We start from the raw sequence: 24828 nt of genomic DNA on the forward strand, positions 1-24828 counted from the left end.
ATTAATATGTTCATAATTAAAAAAGAGGGTGCTCGCAGCTCCCTCTTTTTTTAGATAATTAAATATGCTCTCCATGATCCATAAACACTTCAATAGTTTCATTTTGTGATACGTCTTTTACATTAGTAAGACCAAAAGTAAAAACAGCGGATAACATCATCATTAATAAGATTGCTTTTTTCATTTTAGCGCCCTTCTTTCTATACTCTTTTTGTCTGCATCTAAAGCGATGTGTAAATACTTGCTGGCTTTTTCGTGATTTTCTGAACCATAGAATATATTACCTAAAAGATAAGCATATTCTTTTACCCAATCATATAATTCTTCTTTTTCAAAATACGAAATACCTTCCATGACCACCTTTTCTAATTCTTCTTGTGGTGCATAGTTATGTACTGCTTTTAAAATTTGAAAATGATGACGATAACATAAGTCACTAGTCTTATAGCCATTCTCAATATATTCATTAGCATTATGATTATGACCTAACTTAAAATGTTCTCTTGCTAAAAGAAACATCGTTTTAGCGTTGTTTTCTAGTGATTCCTCTAAATGCTTAATTGCTAACTCTGACATGTTTTGACTTGCATATAAAAGTCCTAAATTGTGCTTTACACGTTTAGTAAGACTTTCGTCATGAGATTTTTGGAAAGTACCCAATGCTGAAAGTAAATATTCTTCTGCACTTTCGAAATCACTTAAGCGAGTGTGTGCCATCCCTAAAGTATTCAAACAAGCAGCAGTTTTTAATTCATACCCTGGACTAATTGAAAATACTTCATTTGCCTTCGTAGCAAATTGAACTGCTAGGATTGGTTTCAATATGTGATAGTAATGAACTGCAAGCCAATAATTAAATTCAGCTTTTTCGATTTCATCATGCATGTACTCTAAATACTTTTCAGCTTCTTCAAATTGCATTCTTGCTTCACTATGGTTTGCTGTATTAGTAGCATAAATAGCTTTAAATAAATAATGATAGTACTCTAAAAATGTTTCTGTAGGCTCTTGTAATGGCTCAATTTTATCCAAAATATCTTTTGAACTATCCATATCACGAATTAGCAGATTATACCGTGCATTCAATAAAGCATAGTAGACTAATATTGTTTGGTCTTCCTTAATATTATTGATTTTATCTGCAATCTCTTCTTTTATTTTATTAGACTGTAATACATGTTGTGAAATTATAGCTTGATACCAGTCGTTTAATAATTTTGTGATTTCTTCTTTAGAAATAATTTCAACATTCATATACGCTACCCCCTTTTTGTTAAATGTTACCACAACATACTAGTTTATATAAATTATTTTTTGAATATTAAAACTTGATAAACTTTTTTTCGAATACTTATATTAAACAATGTTAATTTCAGATTTATTGAACTACCCCCACTTTAAATAATTATCTGTTAATCTTACCAATCCAATTAGTACAACAGTTAACGTGATACACAGGGAAGATTTAATTGAATAGAAAATATATTTTGAATAACTTCCCTTAAAATTAGTATCAGTATCCCTCATTCCCTCGTCTACCGATTTTAATATCCGTATTTCTTCAAGTACATATATATATGATTTGATTTTATACGAAAAACCATGAATTATTAAAAATTTAGTTTCAGATAGAATACGTAGACCATAGGAGTTGGTGTTTTTTAATCCAGAATACATTACTGGGTCTTTTTTTATTAGTACAAGATATAAATCGTCAGTTTGAATTATATAGTTGAGAAGGAATGCTTAATAAAGAAGGAGGATCATGATGAAATATCAAACAATATTCCCCTCATTAAAAAAATCGCTTTTTATCTTTATCCTTTCTTTCAGTATGTTAATTTTCACACTCTCTACCTCTACCTTTGCACAATCCAATAGCAATGTAATTTCTATTACAAATTACTATGTATCTCCAACAGGAAATGACCTCAATCCCGGCACATTAGATCAACCTTTCGCTACCATTCAAAAAGCTGCTAATGTCGCAAAAGAAGGAAGTACAATCTACATAAGAGGCGGAGTTTATAACCAAAAAGTTCGTGTCGCTCATTCTGGTACCTCAGGAGCACCTATTACTTTTCAAAATTACCAAGATGAAAAAGTCATTCTTGATGGTTCTAAAGTCAAGTTAGAAGATGCTGGGTTATTTACAATAGAAGACAAAAACTATATTCAAGTAAAAGGATTAGAATTTCGTAACTTAAAGTCAACGAAAGTTAACGAAACCCCTATTGGTATTTATATCACTGGAACAGGAAGTTACATTGATATTAGAAATAATTATATTCACCACATTGAAGCAAATGTTAAGGATGGAAATGCACACGGGATTGCTGTATACGGTACTTCATCTAGTATACAAAATAATTTAAATCATATTGTCATTGATAATAACGAAGTAGCAAATTTGAAGTTAGGATTGAGTGAGGCAATTGCTGTGAACGGGAATGTAGATTCTTTTGAAGTTACTAATAACAAAGTACATGATAACAACAACATCGGAATTGTTCTGATTGGGCATGAAGGTGTATCACCAGTAGCTTCTTTAGATCAAGCACGGAATGGAATTGTACGTAACAATATTGTCCATCACAATTCATCCATCACTAATACGAGTTATAATGAATATTCTGCTGATGGTATTTACGTAGATGGCGGGAAGGAAATTATTATTGAGCAAAATCAAAGCTATGAAAACGACCTTGGTATTGAGGTGGCAAGCGAACATGCAGAAAAAGGCGCAAGCCAAATTACCGTTAGAGACAATACAATATCCTATAATATCATGAGTGGTATTGCAATTGGTGGATATGACAGTCAGCAAGGATATGTTGAAAATAACACAATTACGAACAATGTAATTTATAAAAATGATACAAAAGATCAAGAGAGTGGCCAAATCGAATTAAATTACGATACCCGGAACAATGTAATTACCAATAACCAAATCTATGCAAGTAATAGCCGTATTTTTATTAGCAATAATTTTAATAAAAACACAGGAAGCAAACTTGATTACAATCATTACTATGGTGATTTCGATCAAACTAATGGCTTATGGCAATGGAAAAGAAAAACGTATAAAGGATTTTCATCCTATCAGGCAGGTATGAATCAAGAAGGAAATGAACAACATAGTGTATTTAGCAAATTGTCTCCTTCATTCAAACTTATTTTAAAATGAAGCAAATTTACTAAAATGACTTTATCTTAGCACACTTCAAATCCCCTCCCCTATAATGGCAAGGATGAATTAAAAATTGCAGTTTCAATTGAAACTGCAATTTTTCCATGCTTATAAAGACTCTGCATATATTCTGTAAGTACATAGTTGTATCTATAATTATATTAGTAAGCTGCGGCTAATTTCTCTTAATATTAAGTACTAATACCTCCGCAGAAAATATTCTATTATTAATTCAGGAACAAGTATATTAAAAATATGAACCTTATTTTTAGTATTTCTTTTTATATTTAATAGCTCCTTCTCCAATATGAATAAGCAACTTTTATTATCCCTAAAGAAATAAAGAAATATAAGAGGATATTCACAAATTGTTCTGCTGTAATATATTGAAGTATGTTAAGGAGAAATAATATAACTATTCCCAGATAAAGAGTATTATATAAAAAATTAGTAGTTTTATACTGAATTTCTAAACCTCTCTCATCTCTTGCCTCTTGGCTTTTTTGAAATTTAAACATATATAATTCACTTAAGCATGATAAAACTATAATAATAATTACAGCATACTTTATAAATTCCATTTGTTTATTCCTCCTTAAATTCAAAAACTTCCTCTAATGGTTTTCCAAAAGCTTGGGCTATTTTAAATGCAAGAATTAAAGAGGGATTATATTTATTCCTTTCCATAGAAGCGATAGTCTGTCGACTAGCACCTACTCTCTCTCCTAAATCTTGCTGTGTCCAACCTTTTTCGGCACGACAAACAACTATCCGGTTGTTTAACAACTATCTCCACCTCCCATAAACACTTTATCCTATTTTTAACATTTTGCATATATTTTTTAACATATTGTGTACTATTTTTAACATTTTGTTAAAAATACCATATGAGGGACATTAAATATTCGCAAGAACTAGTCTCTTTGTACAACTAGTATTCTAGGAAATTGTTACTAAAGAAGTTGCTGCTTTTTATCCCTTTAAAAACTTAATCGCTTTACGGTACTTCTCCAATCGTTTTAGGTCTTCATCTGTTATCCTAGCAAGTCTTGAGCGATCAGAATTATGTTTTAAGTCTGCAAGTTTAACTGTACGGGCAAGAGAATTTTCTTTTACTTTACTCAGATACTCAAAATAAGGCGTGTATTTCTCTTTTGTCAGTACCTGCACTGCCTCAACTACGTTATAAGGTATACCAGCATTTAATAAATCAGCAGCAGTTATCTCAGTATCTTCCAGAACGTCATGCAAATAAGCAGTAGCTTTCTCTTCGACCGTATTTACAAAACTAGCAACTGCCTCAGGGTGTTTGATATAGTCCACACCCGCTTTATCTACTTGTCCAGCATGGGCATTTTTAGATATCTCATGAGCTATCTTTATATAATCAGGTAACATCGCAAAAACTCCCTTTCTTTAAACAAAATATCCCCCTCTAGCAAGCTGTTCTAAAAATGAAGGAGGAAAATATTTATATAATCCCTCAGCAAATCATTAAAGTTCATCTTAAAACAAAAAAATTTATAAAAAATGCCATCCTCTCTGTATATCTCTACAAAAAGAATAGCGTTTTTGGTTATATGGATACAATTTTATTTTAATTTGAATTACGCCCTTTTCCCTTAAGAGTATTTACTATATTAATAAGGAAAATTAGTCCGCAGACAAGAAATAAAAAAGGATGCACCCATGTTCTAAAATTAACTAGACTTATAATAAGCATTATAATGCAAAGGCTACAACCTATAATATCAATACTAAAAGATAATTTCCCCTTTATTGTTTTCATTTATAACTATTCCCTTCAAGATGCCACCTTTAATTTATCATTCTCAATATAATAATAACATACGTTTCGGTTTTTAACTTTTTTACATTTAATTACTTTTTCAGTTCTGTTACAACAAATACTGTTATTGTGTGCACCCGGGTAGCAAGATAGCAATAACCCCTGAAATTAAAATTAAATCTGAACATATTGAAGAATCCACTACAAAAAAGCTACCGAAGCAAAAGTAAACAATATATAGATTTTAATTATATTTCTCAACAACCAAAATTACTTAATGTGGCAAAATAATACTCGGGTTGGCACCCAATACCATATTACGATGGTTCCAGTCGCAGTAAGGCACCTTTGGGTGTCTTTTCTTTTGTTTGAAACACATTCTGGCAAAATTCCTGTATCTTTGTTGATTTACGCCTCACATAATCCAACAAACTTCGTATATATAATTTGTTACCCTAAATGGGTTGACAATACGAACAGTTATAGGAGGATTTTGTGAATGGTAAAAACAGCATGTGTAAGTATGATTACTGGCATTCTTTTAATATGTTCAACAGGATGTGCCACTCAAACTGATTCTATTACACCTAAAACTCAATCAATAGATGATGGCACATATACAACAAAAGAAATCACAGACGCATTTCCTGTAGGAACCCCCATAACTACTTACATTCAAAAAGAAGATAAACTGAACGTAAAACATATCACCAGTATTACACTTACAGATGGTGGCGTCGGTAGAGTTTTGGAAGCAACAGATGGTTTTGTTGTCGTATGTGGGAATGAAAAAGGAATTTTTGATGTATTAATATTTAAAACCATGGAAGATGTAAAGAAATATGAACAGAGTTTAAAGCGATAATTAATATCCTTCTTATGCCTTTTACACAGACATTGTCCTCTATCTCTTGCTATGGCTCTATGTACAGTATAATTGCATCATAAGTAATCACACGTTATAATAGTCACCTAATTACATATGAAGAGGTGCAGAAAATGAATAAAACAGAATTAACAAAAGTAGTAGCAGAAAAAGCTGAACTTACACAAAAAGATGCTGCTGCAGCAACACAAGCGTTATTAGATACAATCACAAATGCGTTAGCAAATGGAGATAAAGTACAGATTCTTGGCTTTGGTACATTTGAAGTACGTGAAAGATCTGCACGTACGGGACGTAACCCACAAACAGGTGAAGAAATGCAAATCGCGGCTTCAAAGGCACCTGCTTTTAAAGCAGGAAAAGAATTAAAAGAGGCAGTGAAATAATTACACATAGTCAAAAGGCTTTCCACGCCCCAGCTTTGTCCCCTAGCCTTCGCATATCCTGTTTTGGCTAGCTAATCCGGTTTGTTAAGGGGGCAAAGAGAAGGAGGGCAAAAAAAAGAATCCTCTAAAGACCAGGATTCTTTTTTTTTGAAGTATCGCCTATTGTGAAGTATTTTTATAAGAATGTGTAGTAGAAGGTTATAGCAAATCCGATTATAAAGAGTAATGATACGAGGAGATAAACTCTTTTTTTGTTATCTTTTGCTATTATTTTATCTAGTGTAATAAAAATACCAACAATACCTGCGATTAATGCGAATTTAGAGAATTCAGATGGATATGTGAAGGCAACTACTGCGAAACAAGCAATAATCAATGTTAGTCTATAAAACAGTATTCCTTTAGACATTTCCATTTGAGGAATCACACCCTTCTTTTTATATTTGACTAGCAGCGCAACCAATTGCGTAACCAGCTAGACATCCAAGACAACAACCACATGCACCTTCGCAAGCCCATTTAGCCCATTGAGGCATAGTTTTCCAGTTGTTTTTAATACAACGTTGAACATCTTCCCATTGACACTCCCACGGCTAAAGCCGCAAGTCCTACACCTTACGGTGTAACGGATGGGATTCTTGAATGACTAAGCATTCGCAGTCCATTTCTGTTTTGAACAGCCTTCAAGATGAGGGTGTGCCATCACCCCTCCTAAGACAGACCATATAGGTTCTTAGGCTGATTGACTATTACCGCCAATCACAGTTGCGTAGCGAATATTCATCGCCCCAACGATATCACGATGTTTCTCAAACCCACATTGACACTTGTATTTTCTGTCTTGCGCCTTGTTCTTTTCAGAACATTTCGGACATGTTTGACTTGTATAAGAAGGGTTCACATATTCGACCTTTATGCCAACTAATGTCGCTTTGTACTCGATGAATTGTGCTAAACGATGGAATGACCAAGTGTGTAGATTTTTTTCGTTTTTACGGCTTGTTCGTGCCGTCTGTCTAAGGTTCGTTAGTTGCTCTAATCGAATGACAGAAATATTATTATCCGTTGCAAAATCAACGATTCCACGACTTACTTTGTGGTCTTGGTCTTGCATCCATCTTTGTTCTTTATCATCAAGTTGACGAAGGGCATTCAGTTTCTTAGCTTCTCCTAATTTCTTGCGAACACTGCGAAACTTACGTTTCATAAATTTGTTTTGCCTACCGTTCCCGAAGAAACGAACTTTATCATCATCTGAGATGGCTACCGCAGGAACTTTGAGACCTAAGTCTACTCCTAAAATCTTTGTTCCCATTTTTTCGTTTGTAGGAATCGTGACAGATATTTGAGCAATCCATTTAGCAGATTTCTTTGTGATACGAAGTGTACCTAACTTGTGCTTCAACAATTCGAAATTGCGATTATATTTGTCGATTAATAAAGCGCGAACCTTTAAACGAGTTGACTTTCCGTTTACCATAAACGGAATTGAAATGTGTGTGAAGTCAAATGAATAGTTTTGGTTATTCCATACACAAACAGGTCTTTTTAGAATCGGAACGATTTTGTATTTACTCTTTTTCACCTTTGTAGAAAACACACTTTTCGCATCTTTAATTGCTTGATTTTTCACCGCACTTGGGATATTGGCCTCAATATCCTTTGTACTTTTCTTCGTGCTTTTCTTTGCTTCAACCATTTCAGATACAAGGGCATTAATGACTTTTATATACTCGTGGCTACTTTGTTCCAATAGCATGATTTGTTCTTTTGTTGGAAGCAATTTAACTTTAACCGTGATGGTTTGTGGCACAAGTTTCACCCCCTCGTTTTTTGATTTTCAAGATAATGTTTTATTGTCTCACTTGATACACTTCCAGCAGTAGAAACAAAATAAGAACGCGTCCATAGGCTCGGCAAGTGTTGAAGATGTGGAAACTCTTCTCTCAAACGTTTTGATGTCACTCCTTTAATTTTTGCCATTGTATCAGCAGGACTAAGTGTTGGTGGTGTATTTAAGAACAAGTGAACGTGGTCTTTGTCGCATTCCATTGCAACAATAGAAATATCCAATTCTCCGCATATTTCTTGAACCAACTCCTTGAAACGTTCTTCTACTTTTGTGTTAAGAAAAATCTTTCTTCTGTATCGCGGGCAAAACACAAAATGATAGTTAATTAATGACACAGTTGTTTTGGTTCTTCTATAATCATTCATCATGTTTGCATTGTATCAGTTAGATTATAAAACTGCAACACGAAAGATAAAAAATAAAAGATAAAAGATACCAACATTTTGGATACTTAGAGTGCCACAAACCTTGCGGTTTATAGTGCACTCCTTATCCAACCTCACTTTCATCCCATGCCTAAAGGCGAGGGGCTTTCTCGTTCGGGAAGGGCTGTAAAATAAAATAAATTTACGTAAACATGTTTAAATCATTATAAAGGAGCATAAAAGAATGCAAGAGGTTCAAATAAGAAAGAATGCAGTAGGAGCAATTATTCATAATGATATTAAAAACTATCCCTATTTAAATATACCTATGGTTATTAAAGAGAAAGATGGACAGATTTATGAAGTTATAAACACTGGTTTTCACACTAATAATGCAGTAAGAATGATAACAATGGACGATTTTGCTACAACCAGAGTAAATGCACCGATTGTAACTATAAAAAAACAGTGATGGTAATATTCAAGTATACCGCTTGCCTTTAGAATTGGAATCTTGGGTAATTTCTTGTATGCAGGCTGCTTCTGCAGGAAAAATTTCATTTCCATGTAAAGTTTCCTTTGGGATTATAGATACAAAATATTATGTTGAATTCATTTAAAATTGGAATACATTTGATGTAAATAAAGACGGAACACCAACATTTTGCAAATTCTGTACGTCAAGACTAAATCTCTTAATCAAACCATATTTTATTATAAGTACCAAAACTCACTATCAACAACAAAGTAGCCTAAAAAATATTAAACATCCTTTATTATCGATATTATTAACGTCAAATAAAAAAAGAAGAGAGAAAACATTCTCTCTTCACCAATAATATTTTACAGAGTAAGTAGGGTAAAAAACTATATAAAGATGAACCACGAAAATACTTTACCTAGTGAATTATATCATAAATCACTCTAAAAAAATACATATCACATACAATTTTGTTTTATTTATGACAAAATTGTTAAATATTTGAATACAAAAAGGCTTTATATCTATATGACTAGAAAGGTGTTGGTGTGGTAATAAAATTTAAGGAGGCTTTCTATTATGTTTTCAAAAAAACAAAAATTATTAACAGTAATTACAACATTAACATTAGGGTGCGGATTTACTTTTGGCTTAACACCTGCTTCTGCGGATACTGCCAATAACACTTCTCCAATTAAGGAGGAACAGGTACGAATACAAATACCTTTCACGGGCTATGTTATTTCAGCAGACGATAATTACTTAATTGTTGCTGATACTTTTACGAAAGAAGAAGCACTTTATTATCAGAATAATTGGTGGGAGCTAGTTTCCCAAAATAAAATTTTAAGAGTACCTGTATCCAATGGTGAAAACTACAAATTAGGTGAAAAATTAAACGTATACGCTGCTGCTTGGACTTACTCTTTACCACCAATCGCTATAATGCCAACAATTGAAAAAGTAGTTGATTAAATACTGCTTATCTAATAAAAGAAACATTGCCCTAATTAGAGCAATGTTTCTTTTCCTCATTTGACATTAGAAATTGAAATGGATGAGAACAGATTTGGAACGCTATTCTCAAAAGCTAACGTAAAGGAAGGGATGAGTTCATGTATTCTTTCTTGCATTGATTTCTTATTTACTTCTCCAAGTTCGTTCAAAAGTTCATTCTCTTCTGAAGACTCATCTCCATTGATTAACATCCTTAACATATCTGAGTTAATGATCTCATGAGGCGAATGAACTAGCCCATTCATCATTATATATTTTTGGAGCTTGGATGAATTACCCTCATTCGCTTGCTTTACAGCTTGTTTAAGATATAAATCAAAATATTTTTGTGCAAATTTCACACCTTTTAGTGGAACGGCTCCTACATGTTCAACACCTTTCCAACGTAAATCCGCAATTGAACTCAGCCACCATGCCGGCTCAATAGCTTGTTGCATACGTTGCAGCACTTTGCGTTCGAATCTAGGTTTATGAGTAGAATGTTCTTTTAAACAAGTATCTAACATTTCAGCTTCAATGGCGGCTACGGTCATCCCTTGTCCGTAAATGGGATCAAAGTTACAAAAAGCATCACCTAACACTAATAATCCAGATGGCCAATTTTCCATTTGTTCAAAATGTTGACGAGTTGACTCCTGCGCTCTAAATCCTCTTGGGACACTAATTGGTTCTAACTCTTTAATTAACTCCCTCATCATAGGGGTAACTAAAGAGTCCAGTTCTTTTTCATATTCTTTTGAATTGGTTGGTGGATAGTGCGTACCTCCAGCAACAAATAGTAGCGCTTGAGCTATGTTATCTTCAATATATAATAACCCTACAGCACCAACGTTTTTAGCAGGATCTCCTTCAGAAATTGCACTCAATTTCTCTTTGATATGTGAAGGTACTTTATAATATCTCGTGCTATATCCAAAATTCACCTTTAAACGTTCTGGTTCTGGAACATCATATCCCATAGATGTAAGCCATTTATTGAGTTTAGATTGATGACCACATGTGTCAACTACCAAATCGGTTAACACAGTTCGCTTTGTTTTTAATTCGTCTCGTTCTTGAATATGAATTCCAATAACACGCTTGTGATCAGACGAAGCTAAAAGGCCTGTCACCGCTTGCTTTGAATAAAAATGTACATTAGGAATTTCTTGCACACGTTGGCGGATTGTCCATTCTAACAATGCTCGACTGCTTGCTGCACCTTTTCGTTCTATAACTAGTTCCAGTGCCCCATACGGAGAAAATCGAATCATTTTATCATTCTTGACATTATGAGCCCCTAGATTTAACAAATCATCAACATATCCAGGAAAGAAACGGTTCATAATTATTTCTCCACGTGGTAATACACGATGAGGATGAAAGTCTTGTGGTGTACCTGGACGTTCAGATGGTTTTTGAGGTAACTCATCTTTTTCAACAACTATCACTGTCTCAAAATAACTGGAAAGCACGCGTGCAGTAAGTAAGCCTGCAATACCAGCTCCAATCACAAGTGCCTTTTCTCTTTTTTGCTGTTGATATAGTAATTGACTATCCATCAATAATCTCTCCTCTTTCTAAAAAGTATGTTTGTTCAACATGAATCTATTAAAACTTTTCCAGAAATCAGAATAAATGAATGATGATTCTTCATTATTTTAATCAAGGTGGTTCAAATCAGAAAGTACACTCAAATGAGTATCATTTTTTAACAAGATTCAGGTTCATATAACCTGTATAACTGCTCACCGTTTATAATAGTCTTTTGTAAATACCGCTTTATTCACCCTCTTTTTATATTTTTTATAATTTGCACCTTAAATGTATCACTTTTGTTATCCCTATAAATATTTAGGGTTTTTAGAAATATTTATTTAATTTTTAGTAATATTAGGATTCTATTTTATCAAATAAATACTAGAAGGTTTGAGAGAAGTATGTAATAATGCATAATAAATCAACTGGATATTATGATATACTTTCAAAGAACTAATACAAAATTTCTTTAGATTGGAAAACTAAAGTCTTATCTACCTAATTGTGGGGACGCCTTATGGCGTCTTTTCTTTTTATTATAAAAAACCCTCAAGCATCCATATGCTTAAGGGTTTATCAATTGAAAGGTAGAGCTGTTTGAAATTCTTTAAATTAAGAACAAAGCGGGATTACTCCTAAACCAATTAATAAAGCTGCAGCAAACGCTGGAATTGGCGCAGGAATCTCGATACCTTCTACAACTAAAAAGTATTGTCCATTTACTACTTTAAAACAAACTAATTGCATGGCTAATCCTCCCTTCTGCTAGGATTAATACATTACATTAAAAATCCTATCATTTATATAATTAAATAGTTTGTTTTCCTGGAAGTGTGTAATTTATCAACGTTCAAGGGAAACACATTAATTTATCTTCCCTTATTTTCAAAAGGACCTGCTCAATTCACACATAAAAACATAAGGTAAATTGAACCCATTAAAACACATGGAATACCCCCTAGTTTTACCCTCTTATCTAAAGGAGGAACTATTATTATGGGATATGGTGGTAGTTGCGGCGAAGGCTGCGGTTTTGCTGGAGGCTTTGCTTTACTCGTTGTACTCTTTATACTATTAATCATTATTGGATGCAGTTGCTTCTGCTAAAAAACTATTAGAAAAGGCACCTTAGAGTGTCTTTTCTTTATTTCTCAATATAAGAGCTATAAAAATATGCTATGGTTTTAATAGCAATTCCCTTGTGTGCAATGAGATAGTATTACCCAACAAAAAACCCACCTATTTCCGTAGGTGGGCCTTATCTTTATTACACAATCCAAATTATACTCTGATTTTTTTATAAACTTTATGCAATTATACATATCTACAAAAAATTACACCAAATAAATATTACATATAGTAAAATAATAAACGTGGATACATTCTATAAAGCAGATTCTTTTGAAAGGCGTAACATATCAATCATTATAGAAGTTGTTGCGTCACTCTAATACTGATCTCAAATCTCTTGTACTTTGTGAACTAACAATCTGGTGTATATAGATGATTCTGTTTTATAGGATGTGTTTACACGTATAACAAAGGGATAATACGATAAGTTTATACTAAATGAACGTGGTTCAAGTCGGAAGAAGGCATCTTAGGGTGTCTTTTTTTGTACATAATAAAAGCCTCACCATCCTCTGGAAACGGTAAGTCCTTTAAAACAAATAACAATTGCAACTATAGTAATTTTACATTACATTAAAAGTTAGAAAAAACTCTTATACTAATACAGTGCTAAATAGTAGGTGGAAAAATGGAATTTTACGATTTGGGTATTACCATTAAAGAACTTAGAATTAAAAAAAATATATCACAATCCGAATTATGTCATGGAATATGTTCACAAAGCCAAATTAGCAAGATCGAAAAAGGTGTGATTTATCCATCTAGCATATTGTTATATCAATTATCTGAAAGACTTGGGATTGATCCAAATAATATATTTGCACTAACTCAAAACAAAAAAATTAAATATGTAGAAAATGTAAAATACGTAATAAAAGATTGCTTAAAACAAAAACAATATAAAGAACTTTATGAAATAGTAAAAAAAGAGAAAAACTTAAATAATTTTCAAACAAAAGAAGAGCAACAATTTCTAATATGGCATGAAGCAATTGCTATATTTATGGTGGAGCGATCAATAAAAACGGCTTTAGATCTTTTAAATCATGCATTAAAACTAACTTTAACCAATTCTGATTTTTTATCAGAAAGAGAAATAGATATTATGCAGACAATGGCTATATTTCATGGAGAAAATAAAGAATACGAAAAAAGTATTACTATATTAAGAAGATGTTTAAATAATTTTAATAAGTTAGATTTTCCTAGAGATAAAGAAATTAAATTAAAAATCATTTTCAATTTAGCAAAAAATTTAGGTCATGCAAATCAACACGAAGAGGCAATAAAATACAATGATATGGGCATCCAACTAGCTATTAATCTAAATACTTTATATTTATTAGGTGAATTATACTATGGACAGGGTTGGAACTTATTAAAGCTTAAACAATATAATAAAGAAGATGTTGTTTATAACTGGAAAAAAGCATTATTTATATTTGAACTAACAGAAAAAGAATATTATACAAAAATGATATCAGATAAACTTATTGAAATACAAAATAAAAAACACTCATAATTTCGTAAAAACTACTTAAAAAGCCCACAGGAAAAGTTCCCGTAGGCTTTACATTTATAAACATATTATTATTTTTTATAAAACCGCATCTCCAATTATTAGATAACTATCTAATCCATTGGGAATGCGGTTCACTTAGGTCATTAATGTTTCAGCTATCTTCTTTATTTGAAAATTACATCTACCATACTAATTTAATATTATATTCCTGAAGCCAACCATTAACTTGAAGTAAATAATCTATTATACCTCGGGCATCATTACCTGAAATTACTTCGTCTTTTCCTTCTGCAATAGCACGAACTCTTTCTACATTAATTAATGGCAAGATAGGTGATTCAGGATTGTTCAACACATGTAACATCCAATCACTAATACCTTGTAGATAAGAGGCATCCTTTGTGCTTGGATATGCACTTTTTTTGCGATAACGTACATCTTCTGGAAGTACATTTTCAAAAGCTCGACGTAAAATACCTTTTTCAATATTGTCTATGCTTTTCATTTCAAATGGGACATTCCATAAGTATTCTACAAGCCGGTAGTCGCAAAATGGAACTCGTACTTCAAAGCCATTCATCATACTTGTGCGATCTTTTCGTTCTAACATAAATGGCAAGAAACGAGTAATAAACATGTAAGACATTTGACGTTGCTTCATTTGCAGATCACTTTCACCTTCTAAAAAGGGAACCTCAGCAACCGCATCTTCAAATTTTTGTTTTTGATATTTTTCAGGGCTAATCTTCGCTTTAAAATCCTCTGATAAAATTTCTGTACTATACCATAAATTAACACTCCAAGGGAATATCTCTGCATCTAGAAACTTCTCTTGATGGAACCATGGATACCCTGAGAATACTTCATCTGCGGATTCGCCTGAAAGGGCAACTGTTGCGTCTTTCTTCATTTCCTTAAATAGCAAATAAAGAGACGTTTCTAGTTCTCCAACTCCAGGTAGATCACGCGCTCGCATTGGAGTTAATAAATACTCTATTAAACTATCTGATCCTAACTCTATAGAATGATGCTTTGTTCCTACATATTCAGCCACACGTTTCACCCAAGGTTCATCACGATCAAAACGAAGGAAGTCTTGCTCAAAGTCTTTTTCATCATTGATGAAATTCAGGGAATATGTATAAAGACGCTCCCCTTTATTCCCAAATTCGTTTCCTGCTAAACCTGTTAAACCACTGGAATCTAAACCTCCGGAAAGCATAGATACCACTGGTTTATCAGCAATTAACTGACGTTTTACCGTATCTTGTAAAACGGAACGGATTGTTTCAACTGTTGTATCAATATCATCTACATGTTTTTTACTTTCAAGTTTCCAATACTGTGTCGTAGTCGAGCCATTAGAGGTAAACGTCATATAATGCCCAGCACGCACTTCATGTATATCCTTGAAAATAGCATGACCAGGAGTACGTGTTGGTCCAAGACAAAATATTTCAGAAAGTCCTTCTTTATCTACCTCTGCATCTACAAGCGGATGCGAAAGTAAAACTTTTAACTCTGAACCAAAAAGAATTGCGCTTCCCCTTTTAGCGAAAAATAAAGGCTTCACGCCTAGATGGTCACGACCAAGCATCAATTTCCCAAATCTTTCATCCCAAATACCAAAAGCAAAAATCCCATTTAAGTGTTGAACACAATCTTCTTGCCACTCTAAGTAAGCGTGTAGTAATACCTCTGTATCCGACTTGGTCTGAAATTCATGACCTTTCTCCTCAAGTTCTTTACGTAATTCTTGATAGTTATAAATTTCTCCATTGAACGTAAGGCCAATCGTATCATTTCCATCCTTATACAGCATAGGTTGAAGGCCACCTTCAGGATCAATGACGATGAGACGTCGATGACCTAATGCCGCTCGTTTTGAAAACCAATGCCCCTCTGCGTCAGGTCCTCGGTGAATGATAGCATCTGTCATTTTTTTTAACGTTTCTTGTTCATGAGACAGGTCTTTAGACCAGTCTATCCACCCTGCAATTCCACACATAGTGTCTACCTTCTCTCAAATAGTATAGAAACCGACTAAAATCAAATATCAGTCGGTTTTCCGTAAAAAAATCCGACTAAAATCATCTTTTAGTCATGTTTATATAATAAAATGAATTGAATAAAAAATCAAATAATTCAATCAAGAAAGAAGTCACTGTCCCCTTTCATTTGAATTCTCATCGTCCGATTATAAAAATTATTACCTCAAACTTGCACCTTTATCCCTAGGTTATAAAGGTGCATTCTATTATAGTTATATACTAGAAATAAAAATGGTGTATGTTATTCTATAAGAAACAAATAGAGGAATTTCTATTAGGAGTTACAAAATTACAAATGAACTGATACAGTATGTAAAGACCGAAAACTTCGCTAAATATATCAAGGATAGGGTGTAGACAATGATCAAATTAGAAAAAGAGAATAAAAAGATGAAAATCATTCAATCTGCCACAATACTGTTCTCTACGCGTGGTGTCCGTAACACGACGGTTGATGAAATTGCAAAGACAGCTAAAGTTGGTAAAGGTACTATTTATTATTACTATACAGATAAAACTGAAATATTATGCGACTGCTATATGCGTCATATTCAGCTCAAACGCTCACAATTATTTAATTTATATAAAGAAGAAAAAGATGTTTTACTTCGAATACAAAAAATTCTTCATTATATCAGCCTAGAATATCATCAAGATCCGTTTGTTTCTACACTCTTTCAAGAATATAAAGAGTATCATTCACCTGAAATTACAACTTGTTTTAAACAATCTGAAGAAGAAGCAATTAACATGATAAGTAATTTGCTCGAAAAAGGTTATCAGCAAGGAGCTTTGCATAAGGTACCATTACCGCTCACAGCTTTTATGTTAGTACGAATGATTTTTAACTACGAACAGGATTATATAAAAAATGATAAAAGTGATACAGAATTTCTGCAGTTGCTAAAACATATGCTTCTTAAAAACTAGTTTTAACAACAAAAAAATAATTGTGGTACAAATATATGAAGAAGAACGTGAATAATGAATGGTTTAATAAACTCTTTTCATTCTGGACAAACATACTAAATATCCAACGCTTATGTAGAAATGAATGAAAAAATCATATAAATTTTTCTAAAATTAGAAAGCCTATACTTAAATCTACAATAAAATAGTTCAGTAAAAAGAGCGTGTTTTCATCTATCTAAACACGCTCTTACAAATATTTAAACCCTATATGAATTGCTTATTCCATTCTGATTTTCTTTTAACTAATATATCTCTTTATATACGATTATCATGCCAGAAGTTTATTGGAAAATGATTGTTCTCATCATAAGCTTCAAATTCGTACCCTTTTTCTTTTAACCCTTTTATAATTGCTGGAACTGCCGCGACAGATTGTGGATGAATATCGTGCATTAAAACAATTTCCTTTGAAGACGTCGCACCTGCTAAGACATTTTGAACAATCTTTGCAGCTGCTACATCAACGGGTAATTTATTGTATTTCCAATCTAAAGAATCAATTGTCCAATCCCATACTTTCAAATTATTTCCTACCACTTCATTTCGAAGTGATTCATTTAAACCAGGCATTGATCCATATGGTGGACGTGTTAATTTCGGTGTGTTTCCAATAACGTTTCTAATTAAAGATTGATCTTCTTTCATTTCCTTCACATATTCCTGATTGGTGTATAGCTTTTTAAAATCATGTGTCATACTATGCATGCCCACATAATGGTTTTCTACATGCTCTCGTTTCACTAAATCTGGGAACCTTTTCACATTATCGCCAATTAAAAAGAATGTTGCTTTCACATCATTTTTCTTTAGTACATCTAATAGATTAGCTGTATATTTTCCTGGTCCATCATCAAAAGTTAAATATGCAACTTTTCTTTCTTTACCATCAAAACGACTAGGTATCAATTTTTTCAATTCATTTTTAGGTAGACTGCTCACTTGCTGAACACTATTTGCCTCTTCCGCATTTACCAGCTTAGGATTCGTAATAGATTGAAACATGTAATACCCTATTGCTACTAAAGTAATAGCCAACAATACACTTATAATTCTCTTTTTCTTAAGCTTAATTTTCATATTATAATCTTCTTTCTATCTTAATAATAATCTGTATAGGTGAAAATTAGTGCCCTGCACTAGCGTTCATGGCATTTCCTATAATAGTTAGAACTACTGGAAATAATACTGGTCCTAAGGTAAGGACAATGTTTAAAAGTATAATAAAACTATATAGTAAGCTATAATTTTTACTATTACGGTTTTCAAATACTAGGATGACTAATGTTATTATAGTAATTAAATGTAATAATAAAATTATCAACCAATAATACATCATTATAGTAAGATTCCACTTTCCTAATAGTTGGTATGTTACCCCTATGATTATCCCTAATATAGTAACATTAAAGGAAATAAACAAAGTTCTTTTTAGTATTTTAGGAAATGTTTTGTGATCCACAGTTTTATTATATAAACCGATTAAAATGCCCAAAGATAGATATGCCAGTAATAGCCCTACCCAATTCCAGATCCAATCTTGATCCCCCATTAAATTAAACAAAAGCGCAATGATCCCTCCTACTGCAAGAATCGAAGAGATCATAATACTATTTAAAGCTGATTTCATACTATTTTCACTTCCTTAAAAATTTTACAATACAGCATTGAAGTCTACTCTTAAGTTGTCCTTTACTTATTAGAATCCTTTTCATTAAAAATCTTGTATGGAAATCCCATCATATAATCCGGTCATCATACCTAATAGCATATACGGAGAATGGATAGGCCCAACAAAAATTACATGTACATGATCACATGCCATAATTTTTAAACTGAACGAAACTCCACCAAATCCTATTCCACATGGTAGATATACAAATAAAGGATGCCATTCATCAACTTTTATTTGTATATCAATTATTCAGACGAGTATCAGCTACTGCATAACCTTAAAATAAATGCTTTGATTTTTCATCGTCAATCAAATAGCACATTTGATTCTTATTAACTTGTATTCTTCCTTCTTCTACTGCTTTACTATAGCCCGCTGTATATTTAAAAATAGTAACCCCTTTGTTTCTAAGTAAACCTTTTCCCACTTTTTCGCAGCTGCTGCCATATGTACATATGATGTTTTAAAATTAACCATACTTTATTATAATTAAGTATATATTAACAATATATTAAGTATAAGTAAATAAAATTAACTAAAATTTAATTTCATTTGCTTATTTAAAGGGGATTACATATATGAACGATATTAATGTTGGTCACAAAATTAGGGCATTTAGAAAAGGTGCCGGATTAACCAGTAAGCGTTTAGCAGAGTTAGCTGATATAACACCTTCCATGTTAAGTCAGATTGAGAAAGGAATCACAAATCCTTCATTACAAACACTAAAATTAATTTCTGTAGCATTAAATATTCCATTGTTTAATTTTTTCTTAGAGGATACCAATACAGAAGAATTAGTTGTAAGAGCTAACCAAAGGAAAAAAATAACTTTTCCTGAAAGCGGCAATGTTTCGTATGAGCTGTTATCTCCTAATTTAGATGGAGCACTAGAATTGGCTTTAATGAATCTGTTACCTCAAACTGCTTCATCTATGGAGCCTGTGGCACATAAAGGGGAAGAAATAGCATTTATTATGGAAGGACAAGTGAAACTATATCTAAATGATGAGGTTTTACTTCTCAATACAGGTGATAGTGTTAAAATCCCACCTTATGCAAAGCATAAATGGGAAAACACTTCTTTAAACAAAGTCACTGTTATATTTGGAGTAACTCCACCATCTTTTTAATTTCAAATACTAGCGAAGAAAAGTTAGAGAAAATAATTCTCTAACTTTTCTTGTATACATAACTTTATTTTAAGAAAGTAAAAAACTTGTCTCTCAATTATATGTGATTAAAACTAGTGAAATAGATCTTTTTAATTACATACTTAATTTATTTTTTAATGTCCAATATTTTTCTCCATTAGCTTCAAAAGAGAATTCTACCCATCCATTCGGATCTTCACGATAAATAAAGATGGTTGTTCCAGGAGTTACTGTACCAACTTCATTCTCCTCGACAGCTACATCTGGTCTACTTTTAATTTTTAAATTAAATGGATAAGGTACCTGATAGTAAGTAGCTGATGATACAACATTTGAGCTTGAACCATCTGCATACATTTTATATGGAATTTCATTAGATAACGCGTCGACATCTAATGTTTCAGGATTCTTTGGTAATTTTTTTGCATATGTATAGTCTTCTACATGGAACGGTTTAATACGTTCCATAATACCCGCAATTTTCTTAGCCCAGCTTTTATCTGATGCATATTTTACGTTCATGCCAGTTAATGTTGGCCCGTTATAATACATACCGTTTTCTTCCAAATATCTTTCTCGTACATAATTAGCGTTATAAGCAATGCTATCGCCGTAGCTTGGTAAATATTTCGCATATTTAAACGGATCTCCATCATATGCACGTAGACCGAATAGATTATGTTTTTGATATGCAATTTCTGATTTTCCGTATCCAGATTCTAAAATCGCATGCGCTGCTAAATAATGAGCACTCACGCCATATTGATTTTGCGCATTGATAAAATCTTGCCCATGGCCAACTAAAGGACTATCCGAATGATATTTCACAATAAAGCTATCAATCTCTTGAGCTGTAATTTTCGAAGCCACTGTTAAATTTAAATCTTCATATGAGGTAGCAGTAATAATCTCTTTTTCATCGTTTAAATTTTGTTGTAACATATCTGTTTTTGCAGTAAGTTGAGCAGCTTCAGCACGTGTTATAAATCTATTTGGTTGCCAACCGTTCTCGGTACCATTAGAGATTTTTAAATCTATTAAAATATTGGCATATTTTTCTCCCCAATGCCCTTTTAAATCTTCAAATCTAACCTGCTCATTATGATTTGCAGTGCTTTGTAGTTTATATGCATTTACTAGCATCGTAGCCATAGCAGCGCGAGTTACTTTTCCGGATGGATTAAAGATTCCATTACCTTCCCCTTTAACAATCCCAGCTTTTTCAGCAGCAGCAATATAAGGAGTAGCCCAGTGATTTTGTGAATCTGTAAAAGATGGTTTTGCATTAGGATCAATTTGTATACCTAAAACTTTTGTCATAATTTTTGTAGCCGAAGCTCTGTCTAATGAGTCATTTGAACCAAAAGTTCCATCTGGATAACCATTTAATACCTGTTTATCAACTAAATAATTAACGGATTTATCAGCCCATGTAGGAACATCAGGGAATTTATGAGTATCTGCTAAAATATTAGAAGAATAGGATAATATAGCTCCTGCAAGGATACCTGTTGCAATTAATTTGTGCTTCATTAAAATAAACACCTCTACCATTGTATTTATCAAATTGAGATTTTCTATTTTTATATTTACATGTTTGTAATAAGAATGAAATCGTATTATCCCCCATTCAATTTGATGTAACGAGTATAGTTACTTATATACACGAGTGTCAATGAATGCCTTTTACAAAAATGTATAATATTTACATATATTTAAATTTCCCGGATCTTATAATCGACTTATGCATATGGTAGATTTAATAGTTAAATTTCTTTTCGATAGTGTAAGTTTCTTGAATTTAATTATTTTTTACTCTATTAGATATAGGAGCATCTTATTAGATTATTTAGGCCCCCACTTCCGAATCCCATACTTCAATAAATTCAAAACCTTTTAATTCACTTTGTTCAATAAGAGCCTTCAACTCGTCTGAAATAAAGACAACCGTCGGATGAATTTTTCCATTTATGTAAACTTTAAAAATCATTTCATTTTGAACTATATTAAAATCAAATTCGAACTTTTCACAACCTACTATAAGGCCTGTAATTATTTTTTTAAAGATTGCTTTATCTCCATCAATTGCATCAAGTACATTCAACACGTGGACCAAGTAATATACCTCACTAGTTGAATTGCGTAAGAGTGGTAAAAATTCAACATTATCACCTATTAAAGGTTTAAGTACTTGCTTGGCTTTTTCACTAATCATTGGAGCACCAGTTCCTCCCCAAAATTTAGGGAAATCACTATGAATATCTCCTTCAATACACTATATATATATATTTCCCCATGAATTTGCTAAATGAGTTACTGAATTTATTTTTCCATCAATATATTTTTTGTGATCTTCTTCAAAATTTAATAACTGGAAAGACTCATAGTTATCTAATACACTCTTTAATCCCCATATTTTCATGCTTATTCCCCTTAACTATTCTTTTATCTTCTAAAGTAAAATAGAATATTACGTAACAAAAAATTGTTTACTACTAGTTACTTTGTGATTCTAAAATATATCTTGAATATGAATTACCATCATTTTCTATACTTATTCATAATAAAAAGCCTATACAAGTGCATAAGCTTTTTTTTACTCTATTAGATATGGGTTCACATTACTAATCTAATTAAATTAGATTTCTTTACGCACCCTCTTCTGAATCCCATACCTCAACAAATTCGAAACCTTTTAAATTGTTTTCTAAAACTTTATTTCTAAATTCATCAGATACTAAGACAGTAGAAGAATGTAATCTTTGATTTAAAAATGTTTTAAATATTATCTGCCCCTCAACTTTATTGGCTAAAAATGCGTATTTTTCGAACCCTATTATTAACCCTGTACTTAGTTTTTCCAAAACTGCTTTATTGTAGTTAATTGCATCAACTGTATTTAGAACGTTTATTAGGTAATAAACTTCACTTGTAACATCATGAATTAATGGAAGGAACTCAACATTATTACAGATTAGAGGCTCTAATATTTCTTTTGCTTTTCTGCTAATCATTGGTGTACCAAGTTCTCACCAGAACATAGGACAGTCACTTTTTTTATCACCTTCTACACATTCAATAAAAATTCCCCCCCACGAATCAGACAGTTTTATTGCCAAATCAATTTTCCCATCAAAATATTTTTTACGGTCTTCTTTTAAATTTAGTAGCTGAAAAGATTGATAGTTATCAAATAAGCTTTTTAATTGCCAAATTTTCATACCTTTTTACTCCTTCAGAATTTAATTATTAAGTATCTATGATTGGTTAAATTAATTTAGTTTTAAACTACCATCCAATAACCTCTCTCTTATACTATGCAAGGCAGCAACTGCATCTTCTTGATTACCCCCAAAGCGTTTCACTTCACTTAATACTCTGTATACTTCCCTTATATACTCTGGACTATGATTACCTATATGTAGCGCTTCAGTGTCACATAATCGTTCACTTTATAGGGTAAAAATACTCCATTAGCCGCTGAATCATGGTGTATTTCAAACTCTTCTAATAGCTCTTGCACTTGTTTTGCCCTTTTATCCTTCCAAGGTGCAATATGATGTGTTGCATTAGGATATGGCGGTGTTTCAACTCCTGCATCTTTAAGTTCTGCACGCAGTTTTTGAGATGCTGAATAGGAATCGGGATATTCATTTTTCATCTCAACTCTATCAAAAACTTTATCTGCATATTCCTGAATTACTTCTTGTACATCCTTAACTTTACTTCTTCCACTAGTTTTAGAAAACATAAATGTTTCACGAGCTTTGCGTAAAACTTCAAATGTTTTTATTTGATTGCTTCCAAATCCACTTGCACCTGCAAATGCCAACCGATCCGTCAGTGGCAATTTATTTGCGAAAGAAGACATTCCTGTAGAGAATTTTGCACCTTTTGCTAATGTAGTGACTTTACTTGTCCCCTTATCACCAATAAGTCCAAGTCCAATTTGTGTAAAAGCATAATTTCAAATTATATATAACATTAATTATTTTTTATCCATTGGTATTTTATTTAGTGCTAAACCAACAGATCCTAATTTTTCAATTAATTTTTTTGCTTTACCATATGGAGCTCCTTTTACTAGTGTAAAAGGAAGGTTTTTCAATCCTTTTAATAGTTCCCCTGTTGAAATATCAAGTGCTAGTACACTTTTTATCTTTACTAAATCTTTTAATCCTCCATTAGGAATTTCTATTAAAACTATATTACACGTATCAGGGATTTCTTCTTTTATTATCTGTATTTTTTGATTCAAACACCCCGTATTTACCCAATCAATAAAATCTAATGTAACTACAGTGGCATGATTTAGATTCATATCACCAGAATCAACAGCCCTTACTGCTCGTACATCTGCACCTTGTGACATTAAAAAAACATTGCCACTACCATCATCACCAATAGCAACATAACCATTTGCATATTCTGTTACTTCCCAAGTCTCATTTCGTTCTATAATATCATCAGTACCATAAATTATTAATCCTCCACCTATAGAAAAACCATTTGTATATTTCAATAAATCTTTATGTACATTTGGTAATTCAACTTTCATTACATCTTCTATTTCTTGAATTTCAATATCATTTGCTGGATTATTTTTTATTAAACCAGAAACATTGGATAAATATATCATTTTTCATCCCCCCAAACTATCAAAATATTTATAAGCATCTACCAATACCTTTCTAGCAGTTTTCTGATCAACTCCTGCCTCAATCATTTCTCTATAGCTTACATTAAATTCATAATTTATATCGGTATCATTCATATCCTTCAAGCTTTCTGCGCTTAAACCTAAGAAAAGGCTTATGCAAATACAGAAGCCTCTTATATTTT

25 protein-coding genes and 4 pseudogenes are annotated in these 24828 nt (G+C 32.3%); 9 read left to right on the forward strand and 20 right to left on the reverse strand.

What is annotated here, in order from left to right; genetic code table 11:
* Positions 1 to 58: 58 nt before the first annotated feature.
* Together AXW78_RS26995 and AXW78_RS27000 are read right to left on the reverse strand one after the other, a co-directional pair.
* Positions 59 to 184, reverse strand: a complete 126-nt coding sequence (locus tag AXW78_RS26995; RefSeq protein ID WP_000709205.1) for a hypothetical protein — start codon at positions 182 to 184, stop codon at positions 59 to 61.
* Complete coding sequence (locus tag AXW78_RS27000) at positions 181 to 1254, reverse strand: Rap family tetratricopeptide repeat protein (protein WP_061884938.1); 1074 nt, start codon at positions 1252 to 1254, stop codon at positions 181 to 183. The genes AXW78_RS26995 and AXW78_RS27000 overlap by 4 nt, the downstream gene beginning before the upstream one ends.
* Positions 1255 to 1768: 514 nt before the next feature.
* Here AXW78_RS27000 and AXW78_RS27005 point away from each other — a divergent pair.
* Positions 1769 to 3187, forward strand: coding sequence for a right-handed parallel beta-helix repeat-containing protein (locus AXW78_RS27005; protein ID WP_061884939.1), 1419 nt, complete (start codon positions 1769 to 1771; stop codon positions 3185 to 3187).
* A gap of 290 nt (positions 3188 to 3477) precedes the next feature.
* Here the strand turns inward: AXW78_RS27005 and AXW78_RS27010 are convergent, their stop codons facing one another.
* The 3 genes from AXW78_RS27010 to AXW78_RS27020 form a co-directional block, all read right to left on the reverse strand.
* Positions 3478 to 3771 carry a hypothetical protein gene (locus AXW78_RS27010; protein ID WP_000394384.1) on the reverse strand — a complete coding sequence of 98 codons (294 nt, stop codon included), beginning with the start codon at positions 3769 to 3771 and terminating at the stop codon, positions 3478 to 3480.
* A gap of 4 nt (positions 3772 to 3775) precedes the next feature.
* Positions 3776 to 3976 carry a helix-turn-helix transcriptional regulator gene (locus AXW78_RS27015; protein ID WP_000933886.1) on the reverse strand — a complete coding sequence of 67 codons (201 nt, stop codon included), beginning with the start codon at positions 3974 to 3976 and terminating at the stop codon, positions 3776 to 3778.
* A gap of 186 nt (positions 3977 to 4162) precedes the next feature.
* A complete protein-coding gene (locus AXW78_RS27020; RefSeq protein ID WP_061884940.1) occupies positions 4163 to 4588 on the reverse strand; it encodes an HD domain-containing protein in 426 nt (141 codons plus the stop codon).
* A gap of 890 nt (positions 4589 to 5478) precedes the next feature.
* Here AXW78_RS27020 and AXW78_RS27025 point away from each other — a divergent pair.
* Positions 5479 to 5844 (forward strand): hypothetical protein, encoded by a 366-nt coding sequence (locus AXW78_RS27025; protein WP_000241081.1) that lies wholly within the window; start codon positions 5479 to 5481, stop codon positions 5842 to 5844.
* 134 nt (positions 5845 to 5978) lie between these two features.
* Positions 5979 to 6251, forward strand: a complete 273-nt coding sequence (locus AXW78_RS27030; protein WP_001043940.1) for an HU family DNA-binding protein — start codon at positions 5979 to 5981, stop codon at positions 6249 to 6251.
* Positions 6252 to 6426: 175 nt separating this feature from the next.
* Here AXW78_RS27030 and AXW78_RS27035 read toward each other — a convergent pair whose 3' ends face one another.
* The 3 genes from AXW78_RS27035 to tnpA form a co-directional block, all read right to left on the reverse strand.
* A complete protein-coding gene (locus tag AXW78_RS27035) occupies positions 6427 to 6666 on the reverse strand; it encodes a hypothetical protein (RefSeq protein ID WP_002182105.1) in 240 nt (79 codons plus the stop codon).
* Positions 6667 to 6984: 318 nt separating this feature from the next.
* Positions 6985 to 8064: an RNA-guided endonuclease InsQ/TnpB family protein gene (locus tag AXW78_RS27040; RefSeq protein ID WP_001136642.1), complete on the reverse strand. Its 1080-nt coding sequence runs from the start codon at positions 8062 to 8064 to the stop codon at positions 6985 to 6987.
* 5 nt (positions 8065 to 8069) lie between these two features.
* Complete coding sequence (tnpA, locus tag AXW78_RS27045; RefSeq protein ID WP_033703441.1) at positions 8070 to 8471, reverse strand: IS200/IS605 family transposase; 402 nt, start codon at positions 8469 to 8471, stop codon at positions 8070 to 8072.
* A 241-nt stretch (positions 8472 to 8712) separates the two neighbouring features.
* Between tnpA and AXW78_RS27050 the strand changes: the two are divergent.
* Positions 8713 to 9088 (forward strand): annotated as a pseudogene (locus AXW78_RS27050) (hypothetical protein).
* A 440-nt stretch (positions 9089 to 9528) separates the two neighbouring features.
* Positions 9529 to 9924 carry a DUF3221 domain-containing protein gene (locus AXW78_RS27055; protein WP_000491765.1) on the forward strand — a complete coding sequence of 132 codons (396 nt, stop codon included), beginning with the start codon at positions 9529 to 9531 and terminating at the stop codon, positions 9922 to 9924.
* A 56-nt stretch (positions 9925 to 9980) separates the two neighbouring features.
* Here AXW78_RS27055 and AXW78_RS27060 read toward each other — a convergent pair whose 3' ends face one another.
* Together AXW78_RS27060 and AXW78_RS35320 are read right to left on the reverse strand one after the other, a co-directional pair.
* Positions 9981 to 11507, reverse strand: coding sequence for a hypothetical protein (locus tag AXW78_RS27060; RefSeq protein WP_000378201.1), 1527 nt, complete (start codon positions 11505 to 11507; stop codon positions 9981 to 9983).
* A gap of 589 nt (positions 11508 to 12096) precedes the next feature.
* A complete protein-coding gene (locus tag AXW78_RS35320; protein ID WP_001177696.1) occupies positions 12097 to 12231 on the reverse strand; it encodes a hypothetical protein in 135 nt (44 codons plus the stop codon).
* Positions 12232 to 12480: 249 nt separating this feature from the next.
* On the opposite strand from AXW78_RS35320, the gene AXW78_RS33210 reads away from it, so the two are divergent.
* Both AXW78_RS33210 and AXW78_RS27065 read left to right on the forward strand, forming a co-directional pair.
* Positions 12481 to 12591, forward strand: coding sequence for a YjcZ family sporulation protein (locus AXW78_RS33210; RefSeq protein ID WP_000540371.1), 111 nt, complete (start codon positions 12481 to 12483; stop codon positions 12589 to 12591).
* A 652-nt stretch (positions 12592 to 13243) separates the two neighbouring features.
* Complete coding sequence (locus tag AXW78_RS27065) at positions 13244 to 14137, forward strand: helix-turn-helix domain-containing protein (protein ID WP_061884941.1); 894 nt, start codon at positions 13244 to 13246, stop codon at positions 14135 to 14137.
* Positions 14138 to 14318: 181 nt separating this feature from the next.
* On the opposite strand, the gene asnB is transcribed toward AXW78_RS27065, so the two are convergent.
* Positions 14319 to 16145, reverse strand: coding sequence for an asparagine synthase (glutamine-hydrolyzing) (asnB, locus tag AXW78_RS27070; RefSeq protein WP_061884942.1), 1827 nt, complete (start codon positions 16143 to 16145; stop codon positions 14319 to 14321).
* A 403-nt stretch (positions 16146 to 16548) separates the two neighbouring features.
* On the opposite strand from asnB, the gene AXW78_RS27075 reads away from it, so the two are divergent.
* Positions 16549 to 17118, forward strand: a complete 570-nt coding sequence (locus tag AXW78_RS27075) for a TetR/AcrR family transcriptional regulator (protein ID WP_000593070.1) — start codon at positions 16549 to 16551, stop codon at positions 17116 to 17118.
* A gap of 297 nt (positions 17119 to 17415) precedes the next feature.
* Here AXW78_RS27075 and AXW78_RS27080 read toward each other — a convergent pair whose 3' ends face one another.
* The 3 genes from AXW78_RS27080 to AXW78_RS27090 form a co-directional block, all read right to left on the reverse strand.
* Entirely contained in the window at positions 17416 to 18237 is an 822-nt protein-coding gene (locus AXW78_RS27080) for a peptidoglycan-N-acetylglucosamine deacetylase (protein ID WP_000694592.1), read from the reverse strand.
* A gap of 46 nt (positions 18238 to 18283) precedes the next feature.
* Positions 18284 to 18787, reverse strand: a complete 504-nt coding sequence (locus tag AXW78_RS27085) for a DUF3902 family protein (RefSeq protein ID WP_061884943.1) — start codon at positions 18785 to 18787, stop codon at positions 18284 to 18286.
* Positions 18788 to 19109: 322 nt separating this feature from the next.
* Complete coding sequence (locus AXW78_RS27090; RefSeq protein ID WP_231122468.1) at positions 19110 to 19259, reverse strand: serine dehydratase; 150 nt, start codon at positions 19257 to 19259, stop codon at positions 19110 to 19112.
* A 151-nt stretch (positions 19260 to 19410) separates the two neighbouring features.
* On the opposite strand from AXW78_RS27090, the gene AXW78_RS27095 reads away from it, so the two are divergent.
* Entirely contained in the window at positions 19411 to 19965 is a 555-nt protein-coding gene (locus tag AXW78_RS27095; RefSeq protein ID WP_000997925.1) for a helix-turn-helix domain-containing protein, read from the forward strand.
* Between the two features lie 135 nt (positions 19966 to 20100).
* Here AXW78_RS27095 and AXW78_RS27100 read toward each other — a convergent pair whose 3' ends face one another.
* From AXW78_RS27100 to AXW78_RS35325, 6 genes and pseudogenes are all read right to left on the reverse strand, one after another.
* Positions 20101 to 21519, reverse strand: coding sequence for an S-layer homology domain-containing protein (locus tag AXW78_RS27100; RefSeq protein ID WP_061884944.1), 1419 nt, complete (start codon positions 21517 to 21519; stop codon positions 20101 to 20103).
* Positions 21520 to 21835: 316 nt separating this feature from the next.
* A pseudogene (locus tag AXW78_RS27105) lies at positions 21836 to 22408 on the reverse strand (imm11 family protein).
* Between the two features lie 226 nt (positions 22409 to 22634).
* A pseudogene (locus tag AXW78_RS27110) lies at positions 22635 to 23207 on the reverse strand (imm11 family protein).
* A gap of 51 nt (positions 23208 to 23258) precedes the next feature.
* Positions 23259 to 23953, reverse strand: a pseudogene (locus AXW78_RS27115) (AHH domain-containing protein); the annotation flags it as partial.
* 21 nt (positions 23954 to 23974) lie between these two features.
* Complete coding sequence (locus AXW78_RS27120; protein WP_061884945.1) at positions 23975 to 24625, reverse strand: SMI1/KNR4 family protein; 651 nt, start codon at positions 24623 to 24625, stop codon at positions 23975 to 23977.
* Positions 24626 to 24628: 3 nt separating this feature from the next.
* Positions 24629 to 24760, reverse strand: a complete 132-nt coding sequence (locus AXW78_RS35325; RefSeq protein ID WP_258010522.1) for a hypothetical protein — start codon at positions 24758 to 24760, stop codon at positions 24629 to 24631.
* Positions 24761 to 24828: the final 68 nt, after the last annotated feature.

Origin of the sequence: Bacillus thuringiensis (assembly GCF_001595725.1) — a bacterium.
Taxonomy (GTDB): domain Bacteria; phylum Bacillota; class Bacilli; order Bacillales; family Bacillaceae_G; genus Bacillus_A; species Bacillus_A thuringiensis_K.

Bases quoted from the DNA above. Each gene is read 5' to 3' on its own strand.
- AXW78_RS27005 (WP_061884939.1), top strand. From the start codon at position 1,769: ATGAAATATCAAACAATATTCCCCTCATTAAAAAAATCGCTTTTTATC.
- AXW78_RS27085 (WP_061884943.1), bottom strand. From the start codon at position 18,787: ATGAAATCAGCTTTAAATAGTATTATGATCTCTTCGATTCTTGCAGTA.
- AXW78_RS27055 (WP_000491765.1), top strand. From the start codon at position 9,529: ATGTTTTCAAAAAAACAAAAATTATTAACAGTAATTACAACATTAACA.
- AXW78_RS27035 (WP_002182105.1), bottom strand. From the start codon at position 6,666: ATGGAAATGTCTAAAGGAATACTGTTTTATAGACTAACATTGATTATT.
- AXW78_RS33210 (WP_000540371.1), top strand. From the start codon at position 12,481: ATGGGATATGGTGGTAGTTGCGGCGAAGGCTGCGGTTTTGCTGGAGGC.
- AXW78_RS27060 (WP_000378201.1), bottom strand. From the start codon at position 11,507: ATGGATAGTCAATTACTATATCAACAGCAAAAAAGAGAAAAGGCACTT.
- AXW78_RS35325 (WP_258010522.1), bottom strand. From the start codon at position 24,760: ATGAATGATACCGATATAAATTATGAATTTAATGTAAGCTATAGAGAA.
- AXW78_RS27065 (WP_061884941.1), top strand. From the start codon at position 13,244: ATGGAATTTTACGATTTGGGTATTACCATTAAAGAACTTAGAATTAAA.
- AXW78_RS27010 (WP_000394384.1), bottom strand. From the start codon at position 3,771: ATGGAATTTATAAAGTATGCTGTAATTATTATTATAGTTTTATCATGC.
- AXW78_RS27000 (WP_061884938.1), bottom strand. From the start codon at position 1,254: ATGAATGTTGAAATTATTTCTAAAGAAGAAATCACAAAATTATTAAAC.
- asnB (WP_061884942.1), bottom strand. From the start codon at position 16,145: ATGTGTGGAATTGCAGGGTGGATAGACTGGTCTAAAGACCTGTCTCAT.
- AXW78_RS27030 (WP_001043940.1), top strand. From the start codon at position 5,979: ATGAATAAAACAGAATTAACAAAAGTAGTAGCAGAAAAAGCTGAACTT.
- AXW78_RS27025 (WP_000241081.1), top strand. From the start codon at position 5,479: ATGGTAAAAACAGCATGTGTAAGTATGATTACTGGCATTCTTTTAATA.
- tnpA (WP_033703441.1), bottom strand. From the start codon at position 8,471: ATGATGAATGATTATAGAAGAACCAAAACAACTGTGTCATTAATTAAC.
- AXW78_RS27080 (WP_000694592.1), bottom strand. From the start codon at position 18,237: ATGAAAATTAAGCTTAAGAAAAAGAGAATTATAAGTGTATTGTTGGCT.
- AXW78_RS27020 (WP_061884940.1), bottom strand. From the start codon at position 4,588: ATGTTACCTGATTATATAAAGATAGCTCATGAGATATCTAAAAATGCC.
- AXW78_RS26995 (WP_000709205.1), bottom strand. From the start codon at position 184: ATGAAAAAAGCAATCTTATTAATGATGATGTTATCCGCTGTTTTTACT.
- AXW78_RS27075 (WP_000593070.1), top strand. From the start codon at position 16,549: ATGATCAAATTAGAAAAAGAGAATAAAAAGATGAAAATCATTCAATCT.
- AXW78_RS27100 (WP_061884944.1), bottom strand. From the start codon at position 21,519: ATGAAGCACAAATTAATTGCAACAGGTATCCTTGCAGGAGCTATATTA.
- AXW78_RS27120 (WP_061884945.1), bottom strand. From the start codon at position 24,625: ATGATATATTTATCCAATGTTTCTGGTTTAATAAAAAATAATCCAGCA.
- AXW78_RS35320 (WP_001177696.1), bottom strand. From the start codon at position 12,231: ATGCAATTAGTTTGTTTTAAAGTAGTAAATGGACAATACTTTTTAGTT.
- AXW78_RS27095 (WP_000997925.1), top strand. From the start codon at position 19,411: ATGAACGATATTAATGTTGGTCACAAAATTAGGGCATTTAGAAAAGGT.